Genomic DNA, 16,738 nt, shown 5'->3' with positions numbered 1-16,738 from the left:
CCCGCGCCGGCCCCCGTTCCACCTCCTTTGCTCTGCATCAGCCGAGGAAACACCCGCCGTCCGCTATCCGGACGGCGGGTGTTTCCGTCGCTGAAGCAGAGCAAAGGGCGCGAGGGAGTACCCCGGAAGCGGCGACACCCGCACCTACCGCGACCCAGAGCGCAGCGAGCCCTACCGCCCGCGAGACGTCGCCCGCGCCACACCGCCGCGCGCACCTGGCCACCGCGCGAGCCCCGATCAGCCGGCCAGATGGCCCCAGCGCTGCTCCAGCTCCCGCCACGGGCCCTGAGCGGCGACCGTGCCGGCGAGCAGCACCACCACGTGGTCGGCGCGGACCAGCGCGGCGCGCTTGGAGGTCGAGCCGACCACCGTCACCCCGTGCGCGCGCAGCGCCGCCCAGAGCTCCAGCTCGGTGGTCACGTCCAGCGCGGACGACACGTCGTCGGCGACCAGCAGCTCGGTCCGCGGCGCCAACGCGCGGGCCAACGCCAGCCGCTGCAACTGACCGCCGGAGAGGCGGGTGCCCTTGTGCCCGATCAGCAACCCGAGCCCGCCGCCGGCCGCGGCCAGGTCGTGCTCCAGTTGGGCGGTCGAGACCGCCTCCACCGCGTCGACCTGGTGGCCGAGGGCGATGTTGTCGGCCACCGTGCCGGAGAGCACCCGGGGCAGCTGACCCACGTAACCGACCTGGTTCGGGCGCAGGAACAGCTCCGGCTCGGTGACCGGCTCGCCGTTCCAGCTCAGCCGCCCGGTGTGGTGCACGATCCCGGCCAGGGCACGCAGCAGCGACGACTTGCCGGAGCCGACCGGCCCGACGACGAGGACCAGCTGTCCCCGTTCGACGGTGAGGTCGACGTCGCGCACGGCGAGTTTCCCGTCCGAGTGCAGCGCGCCGAAGCCGGTCAGCTCCAGCCGGCGCAGCGGGTGTCGCGGCGGCGGTTCCGGGGCGGGCGCGGTCCCGGCCGCCAGGTCCACCCCCGGCACGGCCGCCGAGTAGGTGGCGGCGCCGGTCATCGCCACCGTCCGGCGGGTCCAGACCCGGGCGGACGGGTAGTGCGAGACCAGCGCGGCCGTGGTCCAGGCGAACCAGCGGGCCGCCCCGAGGGTGGAGACCGCCACCAGCACGGCGCCGGCGGTGAGCCCGCCGCCGAGGTAGAGCGCCCACGCGCCGATCGGCAGCAGCCCGCTGACCACCGACGGGGTCGACCGCGCCCAGACCTGCATCGAGATCTCGCGGCGCTGCCGGTCGCTGCGGACCGTGTCCAGTGCCGCGAGGTGGTGCAGCACCGGGCGGGTGGCGCCGGCGAGCTTCACCGTACGGGCGGCGGAGAGCGAGGAGACCAGCGCGGTGGCGAACGCGGCCCGGGCCTTCACCGTGCCCCGGGCGGTGCGCTCCAACCGCGGCCCGAACAGGGTCGCCGCCAGCCCGGAGACCACCATCGTGCCGAGGAAGAAGAGCGCCGGTACGACGCTGCCGGTCACCAGGGTCATGGTGGCCACGATCGCCAGCGAGATGAACTGGTCCATCAGGTTGTCGGCGAGCTGCACCACCCGCTCCGTGTCGCCGCTCTGGGCGACCACCTCGGCCGGAGTGTGCGTGCTGACCCGGCGGGCACCGGTCTGGCCGTGCACCAGTCGTTGGCTGATCCGCAGCATCTGCCGGATCCACCACTGCGGGAACCACAGGTTGGTGAGGTAGGGCAGCGGCAGGACGACGAGCAGCGCGGCGACGATGCCGATCGCCGGCAGCCACGGGCTGCCGCCGTCGACCACGTCGGCCCAGAGCCACGGCAGCACCGAGCCGTCCAGGCCGAGCAGCGTCATGACGATGAAGAGGGTGACGGAGACCAGGCCGTAGCGCGGGTCGTTGACCCCGAGCCGGAGGATCTCCCGCAGGGTCCGGGCGGGCGGCGTCGCGGGCACCGGAGGCGGATCGGTCTTCGGTACGGCGACCGGCCGCTCGACCTGCACCGACGCCGCCTCGGTGGACTCGGCGAGGTCCCACTCCGTACCCGGCGCGGGCAGCAGGTCCACCCGGCCGTGCCCCGCGCCCGCCCCGGCGTACGCGCTCGCGTGGCTGGTGGCCAGCAGCTCGGCGAAGCGGGTCGACTCGCGCAGCGGCCCGGCCTCCAGCACCGCACCGTCGGCCAGCACCACCACCTCGTCGCAGCGGCGCACCGACGAGAGCCGGTGGGCGATCACGATGCCGATCCGGTCGGTGAGCAGCCGCTCGGTGGCCTGCCGGACCCGCGACTCGGTGACCGGGTCCAGCCGGGCGGTGGCCTCGTCGAGGATCACCACGTGCGGGTCGCGGACCAGGATCCGGGCGAACGCCACCAGCTGCTCCTGCCCGGCGGAGAGCACGTGCCCGCCCTCGCCCAGCCGGGTCCGTACGCCGTCGGGGAGTTCGGCGATCCACCCGGCCAGCCCCAGCTCCTCCAACGCCCGGGTGGCGTCGTCGAGCAGGTCGGGGTCGAAGAGCGCGACGTTCTCGGCCAGCGTGCCGGCCAGGATCTCGGTGCGTTGCGGCACCACCGCGATCCACCGGCGCAGCTCCTCGACGTCGAGGTCGACCAGGTCGGTGTCGCCGAGGAAGACCGTGCCCCGGGGCACCTCGACCGCCCGGGTGAGCACCTTGGCCAGCGTCGACTTGCCGGATCCGGTGCGGCCGACCAGGGCGTACGACCGGCCGCGGGCAAAGGTCAGCCGGACGTCGCGCAGCGCCGGGCCGCGGTCGTCGTCGGCGGAGTAGCGGAAGGTGAGCCCCCGCACGGTCAGGTCGCCGTCGACCGGCTCGGCCCCGCCGGCGGGCTCCTGCGGCGAGTCGGAGAGCAGTTGCACCCGGGCCCAGGCGCCGAGCGCGTACTGCAGGTGCGGCACCCAGCGGGCCAGGTGCTCGACGGTCGCGCCGAAGGCGATGACGAGCAGCCAGATCGCGGTCAGCCGGGCGGCGTCGATCCGGCCGCTGGCCAGCGCCCACGCGCCGCCGAGCACCACGGCGGCGATCCCGGCCCGGATGCCACCGGCGGCGACGGCGGTGACCTGGGCGGACATCCGGAACACCCGACCACCCCGGGCGATCACCTCGGCGGCCCGCCTGGCGTAGAGGCGCAGCACGTACGGCCGGGCCAGGCTGGTGCGGACGTCGTCCTGGCCGTGCACCGCCTCCTCCATCACCGCGGCGAGGTCGGACCAGGCCTCCTCCTCGGCCATCCGGGCGGGCGCGATCCGCGCGGTGGGACGGCGCAGGACCACGGCGAGCAGCCCGGTCAGCACGATCATCCCGATGCCGGCCGGCCACCACACCACCAGCGCGCTCGCCGTGGCGAGCACGCACACGGCCAGCCCCTGGACGAGCCGGACACCGGTGTTCCGCAGCTCGGCGGCGACCTGGTAGACGTCGTTGTCGATCCGGTCGAGCAGCTCGCCGACCGGGGTGGTCTCCAGGGTGGGCAGGTCCTGCCCGAGCGCGACCCGGCACAGCCGGCGACGCACGTCGGCGGACCAGTCGGCGGTCAGGCCGGCCATCAGCAACCCGATGGCGAGGTCGGTGAGCACCGCGGCGACCAGCGCCACCGCCAGCACGGTGAACAAGCCCATCGACCGGTGCACCAGCACCGGCCCGGCCAGCGCGGACGCGGCCGCCTGGCCGGCGGCGCCGAGCACGACGAGCAGCAGGACGACCGCCATCCGGCGGGGTGCGGTGGCCCAGAGGTCGCGGAGCAGGCGCATGGAAAGTCCTCCGGACTCGGCTCGGCTGGGGGCGGTGCCTCCAGCCTGGTCGTTCGGCCGGCGCCGCTCAACGCAATTACCAGCCAGCGGGCCCCTCTGAGCCCGCATCGGCCAGCTCGGATCAGGTCTGCGCTATCCGCCGGACGATGCCGAGCAGCGTCTCCTGCACGTCCTCGATCGGCCGGCCCGCTGGACGGAAACCGTCAGAAGAGCACGGTGGCGAGAGTGCCGACCGGGCGGAAGCCGCAGCGCTCGTAGACCCGGCGCGCGGGCTGGTTGAAGTCGTTGACGTAGAGGCTGACCGACGGCGCGACCCGGAGCAGCGCGTCGCGCACCACCGCCGCCATCGCCGCCGTGGCGATCCCCCGGCCCCGCCAGTCCGGGGCCACCCAGACCCCCTGGACCTGGGCCGTCCGCCGGGTCACCACCGCGAGTTCGGCCTTGAAGACGACCCGGCCGTCGACGAACCGGGCGTACGCCCGACCGGCCCGGACCAGCTCACTGACCCGCCGCCGGTAGCTGCGCCCGCCATCCTCGGCCAGCGGGGACACCCCGACCTCCTCGGTGTACATGGCCACCGCGGCCGGGAAGAGCCGGTCGATCTCGCCGGGGCGCACCCGCCGCACCTCCGGGTCGGCGGTGACCGCCGGCAGCGCCTCGGTGGCCAGCAGCGGCTGGTTCGGGCGTACGTCCCGGGCCGGTCCCCAGACATCGGAGAGCTGGTCCCAGAGCCCGAGCACGGCGTCGGCCCGGCCGACGATCGAGGAGCAGAGCCGCTCCTCGCCGGCGAGCAGGTCGGCGAAGGCGGCGACGGCCGGCTCGGTGGCCAGGACCGGGGTCAGGTTGCCGCCGAGCCAGCAGATCGACTCGAGGTTGCGCCGCGCGCCGTAGCCGAGGATCCGTCCCTCGGCCCGCCACCAGGAGAGCCCGCGCGCGGCGACCCGCTCGGCGACCTGCGCGCCCGCGAACGGGTCGAGGTCGAGCAGCCGCTCGACCGCGCGGCGCTCCGATTCCCCGAGTTGCCGTACCGGCACCGTCAGCACGCTTACCAGCCTGCCAGATCGGGCCCCCGCCTCGCCGGGGGAGTGCCGAGCCCAGCCGTCACACCGGCACCGCCCGTTCCTGGCGCTCCTGCCGCTGGGCGAGGCGACTCCGGGCGGCCCACCGCACCACCGGGGGCATCAGGGCGCCGAGCAGCAGGAAGAGCCCGCCGAGGAGCAACCAGCCCGGTACGCCCCAGCCGATCGCCAGGCTGGTCACCACCACCGGTGCGAGCATCTTGCCCAGTTCGTACCCCATGCTGTACGCCCCCTGGTACTGCCCCTGAGCCTCCTCGGGGGCCAGCCCGAAGGAGATCCCCCAGCCGGCGGCGGAGTGCCACAGCTCGCCGACCACGTGCACCAACGCCCCGCAGCCGAGCAGCCCGACGGCGGCGACGGTGGGCAGCCCTCCGCTGACCGCGAAGAGCACGCAGGCCGCCGCGATGGCGATCCCGGCGCGGCGGGACGCGCGGGCCGCCCCGGTCACGTTCTCCGTACCTCGGGCGGCGCGGACCTGGAAGAGCACCACCATCACGGTGTTCACCAGCATCACCCCGGAGATCGCCCAGGCCGGGGCGCGGGTGTGCCCGGCGATCCACAGCGGCAGGGCGATGTTGAGCAGGCCGAAGTGCATCGACATCAGGCCGTCGAGCACGGTGAAGGCCAGGAATGGGCGGTCCCGCAGGGCGACGAGCCGGGGGCCGTGCGCCGGCGCGGCGACGGGCGGGACGACCGGCAGTCGGGTGAACACGGCCGCCGCGGCCAGGGACGCCGCCGCGGCGGTCAGCACCAGCGCGACGTACGCGGCTCGCGTGTCGGCGGCGATGGCGAACCCGGCGAGCACGGCACCGACCGAGATCCCGACGTTGGTGGTGGCGCGCAGGTAGGCCCGGGTGCGCACGCGCTGGTCGGCGGGGATGGCGCCCGCGATCAGCGCGCCCCGGGCGCCCCGGTCGGCGGCGTCGGCGAGCGCGGTCGCCGCACCGACCAGCAGGAACGCCGGGAACGACCGGACGGCGACCAGACCGGCGGTCAGCATGCCCGCGGCGACCAGCGCGCCGATCTGGGTGCCCCGCGGGCCGACCCGGTCGGCCAGGTAGCCGGTGGGGGCGCTGGCCAGCACGCCGACCAACGCCGAGATGGTCAGCCCGGCGCCGACCTCGGCGGCGGAGAGCCCGACCGACCGGGTGAGGAAGAGCGCGCTGGCGACGAGCCAGAGGCCCCGGCCGACGGTCTTGACCAGGGTGCCGAGGGTGAGGATCCGGGCCGGGCCCGGCGCGGGGAGTAGGCGCACGACCGGCAGCCTAGCAAGACGTACGTACGGTTTGGTAGCCGTCCTTTACGAAGACTTGTCGCCGACACGTTGCCGATATATCGTTGATGCATCAGTGATACGACGGAAGGAGACGGGACCATGCGGTTCCATCGACAGCACCACGCGATGCACGAGGCCCGGATGCACGGCGGTTTCGGTTTCGGCTTCCCGCCCGGCCCACACGGCCACGGTGGCGGCGGCCGGGGTCGCGGACGCGGCCGGGGTCGCCGACCCAACGTCCGGGGCGCCGTGCTGGCGCTGCTCATCGAGCGGCCGATGCACGGCTACGAGATGATCCAGGAGATCGACTCGCGTACCGGCGGGGCCTGGCGGCCCAGCCCCGGTTCGATCTACCCGACCCTGCAGCTGCTCGAGGACGAGGGCGTCATCGCCCCGGCCGAGGAGTCCGGGGGCGGGCGGAAGCGGTTCACCGTGACCGACGCCGGTCGCGACGAGGCGACCGAGGCGGCGCAGACCCCACCCTGGGCGGAGTTCGCCCAGGACACGGTGAACAGCTGGCACGACATCCGCGACGCCGGGATGCAGGCGATGCAGGCGCTGCGGCAGGTGATGATGACCGGCACCGACGACCAGCGGGAGCGGGCCGCCCAGGTGCTCGACGAGACCCGGCGCAAGCTCTACGCGATCCTCGCCGAATCCGAGTGATCCGGGTACGGAAAGGGTGGTCGTTCCCGCGGGAATGACCACCCTTTCGCACGCCCAGCGGGCGGATGAATCAGTGCACGGTGACGGTGGGTCCGGTGATCATGCCGCGCAGCTCCTCGGGAAGCTCGGCGCCCATCTCGTCGGCGATCCGCAGCGCCTCCTCGATCAGCGTCTCCACGATCTGCGCCTCCGGGACGGTCTTCACGACCTGCCCCTTGACGAAGATCTGGCCCTTGCCGTTGCCGGAGGCGACACCGAGGTCAGCCTCCCGGGCCTCGCCCGGGCCGTTGACGACGCAGCCCATGACCGCGACCCGCAACGGCACCGGCAGCCCCTCCAGGCCGGCGGTGACCTCCTCGGCGAGCTTGTAGACGTCCACCTGGGCCCGCCCGCAGGACGGGCAGGAGACGATCTCCAGGCCCCGCTCGCGCAGGCCGAGGGACTCCAGAATCTGGTTGCCGACCTTGATCTCCTCGACCGGCGGGGCGGAGAGCGAGACCCGGATGGTGTCGCCGATCCCCTCGGCCAGCAGGGCACCGAACGCGACCGCCGACTTGATGGTGCCCTGGAAGGCGGGGCCCGCCTCGGTGACGCCCAGGTGCAGCGGGTAGTCGCACTGCTCGGCGAGCTGCCGGTAGGCGCGGATCATCACCACCGGGTCGTTGTGCTTCACCGAGATCTTGATGTCCCGGAAGCCGTGCTCCTCGAAGAGCGAGCACTCCCAGAGCGCCGACTCGACCAGCGCCTCGGCGGTGGCCTTGCCGTACTTGCTGAGCAGCCGCTTGTCGAGCGAGCCGGCGTTGACACCGATCCGGATCGGCACCCCGGCGTCGCCGGCGGCCTTGGCGATCTCCTTGACCTTGTCGTCGAACTGCCGGATGTTGCCGGGGTTCACCCGCACGGCGGCGCAGCCGGCGTCGATCGCGGCGAAGACGTACTTCGGCTGGAAGTGGATGTCGGCGATCACCGGGATCTGCGACTTCTTGGCGATCGCGGGCAGCGCCTCGACGTCGTCCTGGGACGGCACCGCGACCCGGACGATCTGGCAGCCGCTGGCGGTCAGCTCGGCGATCTGCTGCAACGTGGCGTTGACGTCGGAGGTGAGGGTGGTGGTCATCGACTGCACCGACACCGGTGCGCCGCCGCCGACCGGGACCGAGCCCACCATGATCTGACGGCTGGCCCGCCGGGGAGCGAGCGGCGGCGGCGGGACGGCGGGGATACCGAGACTGACAGCGGTCACTTCAACACTCACCTTGAGAAGAGCGAGATCGGATTGACGATGTCCGCGGTGATGGTCAGCAACGTGAACGCGCCACCGATCAGAATCACCACGTACGTGAACGGCATGAGCTTGAGGTAGTCGACGCGGCCCGGGTCCGGACGCCGCAACCGGGCGTAGACCCAGGAGCGGGCCCGTTCGAACCAGGCGACGGCGATGTGTCCGCCGTCGACGGGCAGCAGCGGCAGCAGGTTGAACACGCCGATGAAGAAGTTCAGCGAGACGAAGAGCATGAAGAAGACCAGCCAGGCGTTGTTCTCCACCGCCTCGCCGCCGAGGATGCTGGCGCCGACCACGCTGATCGGGGTGTCCACGTCCCGTTCGCCGCCGGTGATCGCGGTCCACAACGCCGGCACCTTCGACGGGATCCGCAGCAGCGCGTGGTAGGTGCCCACCGCCATCTCGCCGGTGAAGTCGGCGGTCGCGCCGAACGCCCCGACCGGCCCGTACGTCACCCGGGTGGGGGTACTGGGGATGAGCCCGACGCCGAGCGCGGCGACCGGTGCGACGGCGCCCTTCGGGTCGTCCAGCGGCGGGCGTTGGGTCTGGGCGAGCGTGGTGCGGGTCTCGGCCGGCTGCCCGTCGCGGACGTAGCCGATGGTCGCGGTGCTGCCCGGCTGGAGCCCGCGCAGCGCGGTGAGCAGCTCCCCATAGTTGTTGATCGGAGTGCCGTTGAGCGAGGTGACCCGGTCGCCGTCACGTAGCTGCGCCTGGGCGGCCGGGCTGGCCGGGTCGCCCGGCGCGCAGGCACGGGCGATGCTCTCCGGCACCACGCAGTCGCTGAGCACGATGACCGCGGGCTCCTGGCGGATCTCCGCCTCGGTGGACGGGAACTTCGGGTTGGGCAGGCCGGCCGAGACGGCCAGGATCCAGAGCGTCACCAGCGCCAGCGCGAAGTGGGTGATCGAGCCCGCGGACATCACGATCGTCCGCTTCCACACCGGGTAGCGCCACATGGCCCGCGGCTCGTCCGCCGGGTCCACGTCGTCGTCCTGCGGGGTCATTCCGACGATCTTGCAGAAGCCGCCGAGCGGGATGCCCTTGAGGCCGTACTCGGTCTCACCGCGCCGGAAGGACCAGAGGGTGGGCCCGAAGCCGACGAAGTACTTCGTGACCTTCATCCCGAACGCCTTGGCGGTGAGCAGGTGCCCCGCCTCGTGCAGGCTCACCGAGATGAGGATGGCCAGCGCGAAGAGCGCTACCCCGAGCACGAATGACATCAAGCTCCTTCCGCCGACCCGGCGATGATCTCCTGCGCGTGCGCGCGTGCCCACGACTCGGCCGCGAGCACGTCCCCGACGGTACCTGGTTCGTCGAAGTCCGGAGCGTCGTCCAGCACCCTCGCCAAGGTGTCCACGATGCCGAGGAAAGGCAGCCGGCCGGCCACGAACGCGGCCACGCACTCCTCGTTGGCGGCGTTGTAGATGGCCGGGCGACAGCGTCCCGCCTGGCCGGCGGCCTTGGCCAGCGCGACCGCCGGAAACGCGTCGTCGTCGAGCGGGGCGAACTCCCAGGTGTGCGCGGCCGTCCAGTCGACCGCCGTGGCGGCGTCGGGCACCCGGTCCGGCCAGCCGATGCCCAGCGCGATCGGCAGCCGCATGTCCGGCGGGCTGGCCTGGGCGAGGGTCGAGCCGTCGGCGAACTCGACCATCGAGTGGATCACCGACTGGGGGTGCACCATCACGGTGATGTCGCCGTACGCCACGTCGAACAGCTCGTGCGCCTCGATCACCTCGAGCGCCTTGTTGACCATGGTGGCTGAGTTGATCGTGACGACCGGACCCATGTTCCAGGTCGGGTGGGCGAGCGCCTGCTCGGGCGTGACCTGCGTCAACTCGTCGCGCCGCTTGCCCCGGAAGGGGCCACCGCTGGCGGTGACGATCAGTCGGCGCACCTCGCCGCGCGTCCCGCCGCGCAGGCACTGGGCCAGCGCCGAGTGCTCGGAGTCCACCGGCACGATCTGACCCGCCCGGGTCATCGCGGCCTTGACCAGCGAGCCGCCGGCCACCAGCGACTCCTTGTTGGCCAGCGCGAGGGTACGCCCGGCGCGCAGCGCCGCCAGGGTGGGCGCCAGCCCGAGCGAACCGACCACCCCGTTGAGCACCACGTCGCACGGCCACTGGGCCAGCTCGGTCATCGCGTCCGGCCCGGCAATGATCTTCGGAAGCTTGAAGTCCCCGGTGGCCCAGCCACGCCGGCTCGCCTCGGTGTAGAACGCCAGCTGGAGATCCTGGGCGGCGGACGCCTTCGCGACCCCGACCGCCTCCACCCCCAGCTCGAGCGCCTGGGCGGCGAGCAGCTCGACGTTGCCGCCGCCGGCACCCAGCGCCACCACCCGAAACCGCTCCGGGTTGCGCCGGACGATGTCGATGGCCTGGGTGCCGACCGACCCGGTGGAACCGAGCAGGACGAGATTTCGCGCGGAAGTCACCCGGCCATTCTTCCCCAGCGCCGCTGTGCGTCCGCTGGGAGCCTCAATTCTCGCCGTCGACCTGCGCCGGAGCTTCGTCCCGCTCGGCAGCTTCCTCGTCGAGCAGGTCGGCCGGGTCGATGGCGAACCCGAAGGGCTGCCGCATCTCGAACGTGCTGCCGGCCGCGGCGGCGGCCACCGGCCGGTACTCCCCCTCGGTCAGCTCGAACAACGCCATCGAGGGAACCCGGTTGCGCAGGTCGACGCGATCCCGGGACCTCGGTGGCGGTCAGGCGGGGCCGAGGCAGAACACGATGTCGAGGTAGCCGGAGCGCTTGGCCCAGTTCGAGTAGTGGTAATCGGTGAAGCCGGGCGCCTGGGCCGCGCACAGCGCGTCGGCCTGCGCCTCATCGGTGACCGCCTGCTCGATGCGGGCCAGGACCCGCGGGGTCCCGGGGCCGCAGGTGGCGATCTCGTACACGATGGTGTCCGCGTCACCGACGTTGCGTACACACTGCCCGGCCTGCACGAACTGTTCATCCCCGCCGGCCCTCGCCGTGGGCGGGCCCGCCGAGGTCGGGCCGGCCGTGGCGCTCGCCGCCGCCGACGGCGTGGCCCGGGAGCCGGCCCACTCGATCACCTGGAACACCACGCCGACGATGCCGGCGATGGCGGCAGCCGCAGCGAGCCAGCGAAGTGCGGCCCGCAGCGGCCGGCCGGAGGTGGAGCCGGCCTCGTCATCCATGTCTGCCTCCGACCCCTCGCTCCGGCGTACGGCCCGAACCCGATGTCGATCAGGAGTCCACACTGGCATGTCGACGGGGTGGTGTGCTCGTCCCGCGGACGGTCCCCGGACCGCCACGGCGCCCCCGGCTGCGCGCCATCGGCGCAGGTCACGAGCCGCTTACGGCGGTCGCGAGCGGCCCGGCCCGCCGCCGGCGGTCGCGACTGTCGGATGCCCGACGGCCTCGCCGCACCCGGGTGGCGGCGGACGATCCACACCGGTTCAGCGACGTTGCGGTATCCCGGTCACCCGGATACCGCCATGTCGCCGCACCGGTGTGGATCATCGTGCAGATCCTGCGTACCCGTCAGGCGGTGAGCCGCGCCCCGCCGGGGAGCAGGTTCCGGGCACGCAGGAGGTCGGCGAGCGCGTCACGGTCGGCGGCAGCCAGCGCGCCGATCGCCACCGGGACGACCTGCTGACGGTTGATCCTGAGAAGCAACTGACCGGGGACCGGCTCGACCGACTCCAGCGCCGCCCACCGGACCAGGCTCTCCATCAGCGCCGAGTCCATCCGCACCCCCTCGTCGGAGAACTGCCAGGCGATCGGCAGCCCGTACGTCTTCCAGCTCGCCTGGACCGCGCCGCGCACCACCAGCGGCGGCAGGATCCAGAAGACGACAGCCCCCACCAACCAGCCCACCGCCAGCACCGGGTCGTCGCCGAGCAGACCGACCGCCGCGGGCAGCAGCAGGATGAAGCCGCAGAGCGTGAAGAGGCGCAGGCTCCGGCGCATCGTGCGGCGCAGCGCGTCCGTCAGCAGGCGCCGGTCCGGCTGCGTCTCGAAACTGATCATCACGGCCGCAGAGGATACGACCGCCCCAACGCTGCCGCTGTCCCGTCCGGAGTCGTCGTCGGCGGCCAGCCGCGCGAACTGACGTCCCGGCGGGTGGTCCGGGAGGCGCCGGCCCCGAGGTCGTCCGGGCGGGTGCGGTCCCACCGGCCCGGTGAACGCGACCAGCCATGTGAGCGTGCTCCCTGACGGGCAGGAGCACGTCACATGGCTGGTCGGTCGTGCGTCGAACGCTCACGCGCATTCCCGCCGTGGCGGGTCGCGCGGGACTAACCGCCGTTGATCACGAACTGCGATCCGGGTTGGATGACGATGTTGCCGTCGGCCGAGTTGGTGATGGTTACGTTCGTCAGGTTGGCGTTGCCGCGCGCGCCGCTCATCGCGAGAATTCCGGCGCCGTTGTTGGACTTGTCGATCCGTACGTTCGTGATGGCGACGTTCGGCATGTTGCCGCCGCCGTTCTTGAACTGGATGCCGTCGTAGGTGGAGTCGATGATGTCGGTGTCCCGAATGGTGACCCCGACGATGTCCCGGGTGGCCGGGAAGAGGGTGATGGCACCGAACTCCTGGTCCTCGTTCCAGAAGGCGCCACCGGTGCGGTAGAGCCCGTTGTTGGCGATCAGCGTCGTCCCGGAGAACGGCAGCGGGTCGTGGTCGGTCGCCAGCATGATGCCCGGGTAGTTCGCCGTGTCGTAGATCAGGTTGTTCTCGATCGAGTTGCCGTAGCCGCCGTAGATGGCGATGCCGTTCGCCCGCCAGGGCAGCTGGATGGTGTTGTTGACGAAGTGGTTGTCGTGGGCGATGTCGACGCTGCGGTCCTTGACGTACGGGTTGGCCCAGACAGCGAGGGCGTCGTCACCGGTCGTCCGGAAGGACGAGTTGAACACCCGCGAGTTGCGCGTGCCGTTGCTGAAGTTGATGCCGTCGGCGTACGTGTTGCGGATCCGCATGCCGGTGAACTCCAGCCCGTCGGCCGGGCCCCACAGGTCGGGGATGTTGTCGTAGTCGCGCCCGACCCAGACACCCACGTTGGCGTGCTCGATCCAGACGTTGCTGATTCGGGTGCCGGTGCCGAACCGACCGTTCAGACCCACGCCGCCCTCGGCGTTGCCGTCACCGCCACGGATCCGGCCCGAGCCGAAGATGGCGATGTCGGAGATCTGGGTGTTCTTGTCGATGTCGAAGCCGAAGTTGCCCTCGTGCGGGTGGTTGATGCCGCCCACCACGTTCTGCGGCTCGGTCAGCGTGTAGAGCTGGGAGTGCCACATCCCGGCGCCCCGGATCGTGACGTTGCTGATGCCGACCTGGTTGTGCGTACCCCGGTTCAGCGGGTCGTCGGTCAGGATCTTCTGCTCCTGCCGCCACTGCCCGGCCGGGATCCAGACGCAGCCGATGACCCCGTTCTGGTCGTCGGTGACCGCCCGCTGGATCGCGGCGGTGTCGTCGAGCCCGTCGTTCGGCACCGCACCGTACGCGGTGATCGAGGTGCAGCCGGCCGGCTGGCTGGCCGCCGGCGCCACCTGCTCCAGGTCGATCATGTCGATGATGTAGAACGCGGCGTTGTCACCCGCGTCGCGCTGCAACTTGAACCGGGTGCCGGCCGGGTACGACTGCGCCAGCAGCGCGTTCGACTCGTCGAAGAGCCGCCGCGCGTCGGCCTGTGGGGTGTTGGTCAGCGCCTCCGGCCCGTCCGTGTTGCCGTAGAGCCAGCTGTGCCGCGACGACAACGTCAGCTTCCGGGAGAAGACGTCGTTGATGTAGAGGCTGATGCTCGCCTCGATGCCGCCGCCGCCCGGCGCGTCCGGGATGGAGTTGCGCACCACTATCGAGTTGGCCTGGTTGGCCGAGGTGAACTCGACGAACTGCCCGGTGCTGTTCAGCCGCACCGACTTGCGCCCGGATGACTCCGTGGCGAAGTTGGTGTGGCCGAAGGTGCGCAGCGGGTCGGTCTCCAGCAGCGCGCCCTGGTAGCGGGCGGCCTCCGCCTCGTAGGAGACGTACGGCACCGCCGCGCCCCGCCCGACCACGATCGACTGGCTGAACGCGTTGTTGGTCTCGTTGGTCTCGGCGACGCTGTTCGTCGCGTCGGCGGTGGCGGTGATGGTGGCCCCGCCGCTGGTGGCGGTCCAACTCCCGGCGACAGCCACGTTGACCGTCGCGCCGGCGGCGATCGACCCGGTGTTGGTGTTGAGCGTGGTGCCGCCCACCGTCAGCCGGGTGACCGTGGTCGCGCCGGTCGCGGTGGTGCCGCGGTTTCGTACCGCCACGGTGAACGTGACGGACGCCCCGACGGCCGGGTTCGGCGGGTTGGAGGTGATGCCGAGGACCTGCAGGTCGGGGCCTGGCGCCTGGGCGACCACCAGCGGAGCGGGCGCGGTGAAGCTGTTGTTGCCGTTGTTCTGCTCGACGATCGTGTTGGTCGGGTCGACCACCGCCGAGACGCTGTAGCTGCCCATCGGCCGGGTCCCGGCGTTGAACGAGACGGTGGTCGAGGCACCGGCGGCGAGGGCGCCCACCGCGGCGCTACCGACGACCGCGCCGGCCAGGCTGAAGTTCACCGTGGTGGCTCCGGCGGCTGCCGACCCCACGTTCTGGACCACGGCCGAGAGGGTGACCGGGGTGACCTCGCTGGGCGACGCGGGCGACCACGTCGTCGAGCTGATCACCAGGTCGGGGTTGGGTGCCGGGGTGCCGCACACCTCGAGCTCGGCCACCTGGCCCGACGGTGCCCCGGTGTTGGCGGTGAACCGCAGCTGCACGTCGGCCGTGGTCGCGGTGACCGGGATGCTCACCACGTTGTTGCCCTGGACGAACTGGTAGTTGGCCGCCGAAACCAGGTTGGTGTACGTGGACGAGGCCTGGTCGCGGCCGAGGATCTGGATGTTCTGCGTACGGGTGCCCCAGGCCGGGTCCGGGTTCAGCTTGACGTTGACGGCCGTGATGGAGTGGTTCGCGCCCAGCGCGACGGTCAGGTTCTGCGGGTAGCTCGGCGCACCCTCCCAGTACGTCGTGAGCTGCCCGTCGTTCGCCTTTTCCGGGGTGAAGGTGAAGGTGGAGCCCGTCGCCGTCATGGCCTTGCCCTGCGCCACGTTGGTGCAGCCGGGCGGCGCGGTCCCGGTCCGGGTGACGGTGTTGCTGTTGCCGGAGAGGTTGCCCGCGCCGTCGCGGGCGCGGACGTAGTAGGACACGGTCGCCGTCGCCGGCTGGGTGTCCTGGTACGTGAGGACGGTGCCCAGGGTCGCGATCAGGCTGCCGCCGCGGTAGACGTTGTAGCCGGCCAGGCCACTGCCGCCGGAGTCGGTGGAGGCACCCCAGTTGAGCGTGATCGTGCTGCCCGACGTGCTGTGCGACAGCGTCCCCGGGATGCTCGGCGCGGTCGTGTCGCCGCCGCCGGTACGGGTCACGGTGTTGCTGTTGCCGGAGAGGTTGCCCGCGACGTCGCGCGCCCGCACGTAGTACGACACGGTCGCGGTGGTCGGCTGGGTGTCGTTGAACGTGGTCACGTTCCCGATGGACTGCAGGAACGCGCCGTTGCGGTAGATGTCGTAGCCGGCGATGCCGCTACCGCCCGGGTTGTCGCTCGACGCGACCCAGTTGAGGGTGATCGTGGTGCCCGACTGGGTGTAGGAGAGGTTTCCCGGCACGCTCGGCGCGGTCGTGTCCGGGCCACCGCCGCCACTGCCGTAGACCTCGAGCTCGGAGAGCTGGCCCGCCGGCCAGCCGCTGTTGGCGGTGAAGTTGATCCGCACGTAGCGGGTGGCGGTCTGGTTGAAGGTGATGGTGACCGTGCTGTTGCTGGCCGGGTTGAAGGTGTAGGTCTGCGACCCGACCAGGTCGCTGAACGACGACCCGGTGGCGCTGCCCTGCACGCTCAGGGTCTGCGTACGGGTCGCCCACCCGGCGGTCGGCAGCTTCAGCACGACCTGGTTGACGGCCTGCGAGGAGCCGAGGTCGACCTGCACCCACTCGGGGAACGAGTTGTTGGTGCTCTCCCAGTAGCTGCCCGCGTTGCCGTCGACGACCTTGGACGAGTCGTAGACGTCGGCGTGGCCGCTCTCCTGGGTCGGGCGTCCCGCGGCGAGATTGGTGGCCGCCGCCACGAAGTCGCTCGTGCTCTTCGCGGCTGTGGTGCCGGCGGGGCCCGAGTCAGGCGCCGCATTCGCGACGGCCGCCGACCCTGCGGTGGCGATCATCGTGGCCGCGACTGTCGTCGCCACCATCCTGAACAGATTCGTTCGTCTCATCACTGTCCTCTGTCGTTGGGGGACGGGACCGCGGAATGCTCTCGACCGCGGCGGGGGTGTGCGGCATCGCGGCACCGGCCGGGGCGCGGCGGCGAGCCGGGCCGGTGTCGGGGAGCGAGAAGGCGGGGTGATGGCGGTCGGTGAAGCGGCCTGCGGACGCCGCTCGACCGGGGCGGAACCAGTGAGGCTACGACCAGCGCGTCAGGAGGGAGACGATCACCAGGCCTCTCCGGGACATGGGGAGAAAGGCCGCCAAAGAGGCGGCCCCGCGCAATTTTTCAGACGCTTGCAACGAACAAGACACGTCTTTGTCTAGATCTTGCGTGACGTTGACCAAAGGTTACTGACGTGCTACGAGGGCGTCAACACTTCGACCACAATCACTATTCGCGCGCAGCGTCCAGCGCTCGGCGGCGGCCCGGTCGCGGTGACGGCGTTTGTGCAACCGGCCGCTCGGCGTTCGCCGTCAGCG

General features: G+C 71.9%; 11 protein-coding genes. 1 reads left to right on the top strand and 10 read right to left on the bottom strand.

Annotated features, from left to right (window positions below):
* Positions 1-237: 237 nt before the first annotated feature.
* The 3 genes from ACIP9D_RS12100 to ACIP9D_RS12090 form a co-directional block, all read right to left on the bottom strand.
* Positions 238-3,732, bottom strand: a complete 3,495-nt coding sequence (locus ACIP9D_RS12100) for an ABC transporter ATP-binding protein (RefSeq protein ID WP_350869735.1) — start codon at positions 3,730-3,732, stop codon at positions 238-240.
* 203 nt (positions 3,733-3,935) lie between these two features.
* A complete protein-coding gene (locus ACIP9D_RS12095) occupies positions 3,936-4,775 on the bottom strand; it encodes a GNAT family N-acetyltransferase (RefSeq protein WP_350869733.1) in 840 nt (279 codons plus the stop codon).
* A 58-nt stretch (positions 4,776-4,833) separates the two neighbouring features.
* Entirely contained in the window at positions 4,834-6,066 is a 1,233-nt protein-coding gene (locus ACIP9D_RS12090; RefSeq protein ID WP_350869731.1) for an MFS transporter, read from the bottom strand.
* Between the two features lie 120 nt (positions 6,067-6,186).
* On the opposite strand from ACIP9D_RS12090, the gene ACIP9D_RS12085 reads away from it, so the two are divergent.
* The gene (locus tag ACIP9D_RS12085) at positions 6,187-6,753 is read left to right on the top strand and encodes a PadR family transcriptional regulator (protein WP_350869728.1); all 567 of its coding nucleotides are present in this window, start codon (positions 6,187-6,189) and stop codon (positions 6,751-6,753) included.
* Between the two features lie 70 nt (positions 6,754-6,823).
* Here ACIP9D_RS12085 and ispG read toward each other — a convergent pair whose 3' ends face one another.
* The 7 genes from ispG to ACIP9D_RS12050 form a co-directional block, all read right to left on the bottom strand.
* Entirely contained in the window at positions 6,824-7,996 is a 1,173-nt protein-coding gene (gene ispG / locus ACIP9D_RS12080; RefSeq protein ID WP_350869726.1) for a flavodoxin-dependent (E)-4-hydroxy-3-methylbut-2-enyl-diphosphate synthase, read from the bottom strand.
* Positions 7,997-8,004: 8 nt separating this feature from the next.
* Positions 8,005-9,255 (bottom strand): site-2 protease family protein, encoded by a 1,251-nt coding sequence (locus ACIP9D_RS12075; RefSeq protein ID WP_350869725.1) that lies wholly within the window; start codon positions 9,253-9,255, stop codon positions 8,005-8,007.
* Positions 9,255-10,466 (bottom strand): 1-deoxy-D-xylulose-5-phosphate reductoisomerase, encoded by a 1,212-nt coding sequence (gene dxr / locus ACIP9D_RS12070; RefSeq protein ID WP_350869724.1) that lies wholly within the window; start codon positions 10,464-10,466, stop codon positions 9,255-9,257. Before dxr ends, ACIP9D_RS12075 begins: the two co-directional genes overlap by 1 nt.
* A gap of 43 nt (positions 10,467-10,509) precedes the next feature.
* Positions 10,510-10,683: a hypothetical protein gene (locus tag ACIP9D_RS12065; protein ID WP_350869722.1), complete on the bottom strand. Its 174-nt coding sequence runs from the start codon at positions 10,681-10,683 to the stop codon at positions 10,510-10,512.
* A 51-nt stretch (positions 10,684-10,734) separates the two neighbouring features.
* Positions 10,735-11,190, bottom strand: coding sequence for a hypothetical protein (locus ACIP9D_RS12060; RefSeq protein WP_350869720.1), 456 nt, complete (start codon positions 11,188-11,190; stop codon positions 10,735-10,737).
* A gap of 346 nt (positions 11,191-11,536) precedes the next feature.
* Positions 11,537-12,028: a YcxB family protein gene (locus ACIP9D_RS12055; RefSeq protein WP_350869719.1), complete on the bottom strand. Its 492-nt coding sequence runs from the start codon at positions 12,026-12,028 to the stop codon at positions 11,537-11,539.
* 263 nt (positions 12,029-12,291) lie between these two features.
* The gene (locus ACIP9D_RS12050; RefSeq protein ID WP_350869717.1) at positions 12,292-16,242 is read right to left on the bottom strand and encodes a CARDB domain-containing protein; all 3,951 of its coding nucleotides are present in this window, start codon (positions 16,240-16,242) and stop codon (positions 12,292-12,294) included.
* Between the last annotated feature and the right edge of the window lie 496 nt (positions 16,243-16,738).

It is taken from the genome of Micromonospora sp. NPDC093243 (genome assembly GCF_044753725.1).
Classification (GTDB): Bacteria; Actinomycetota; Actinomycetes; order Mycobacteriales; family Micromonosporaceae; genus Micromonospora.
Note: the sequence above shows the minus strand (reverse complement) of the source record. Positions and strands in the feature narration are given on the sequence as shown.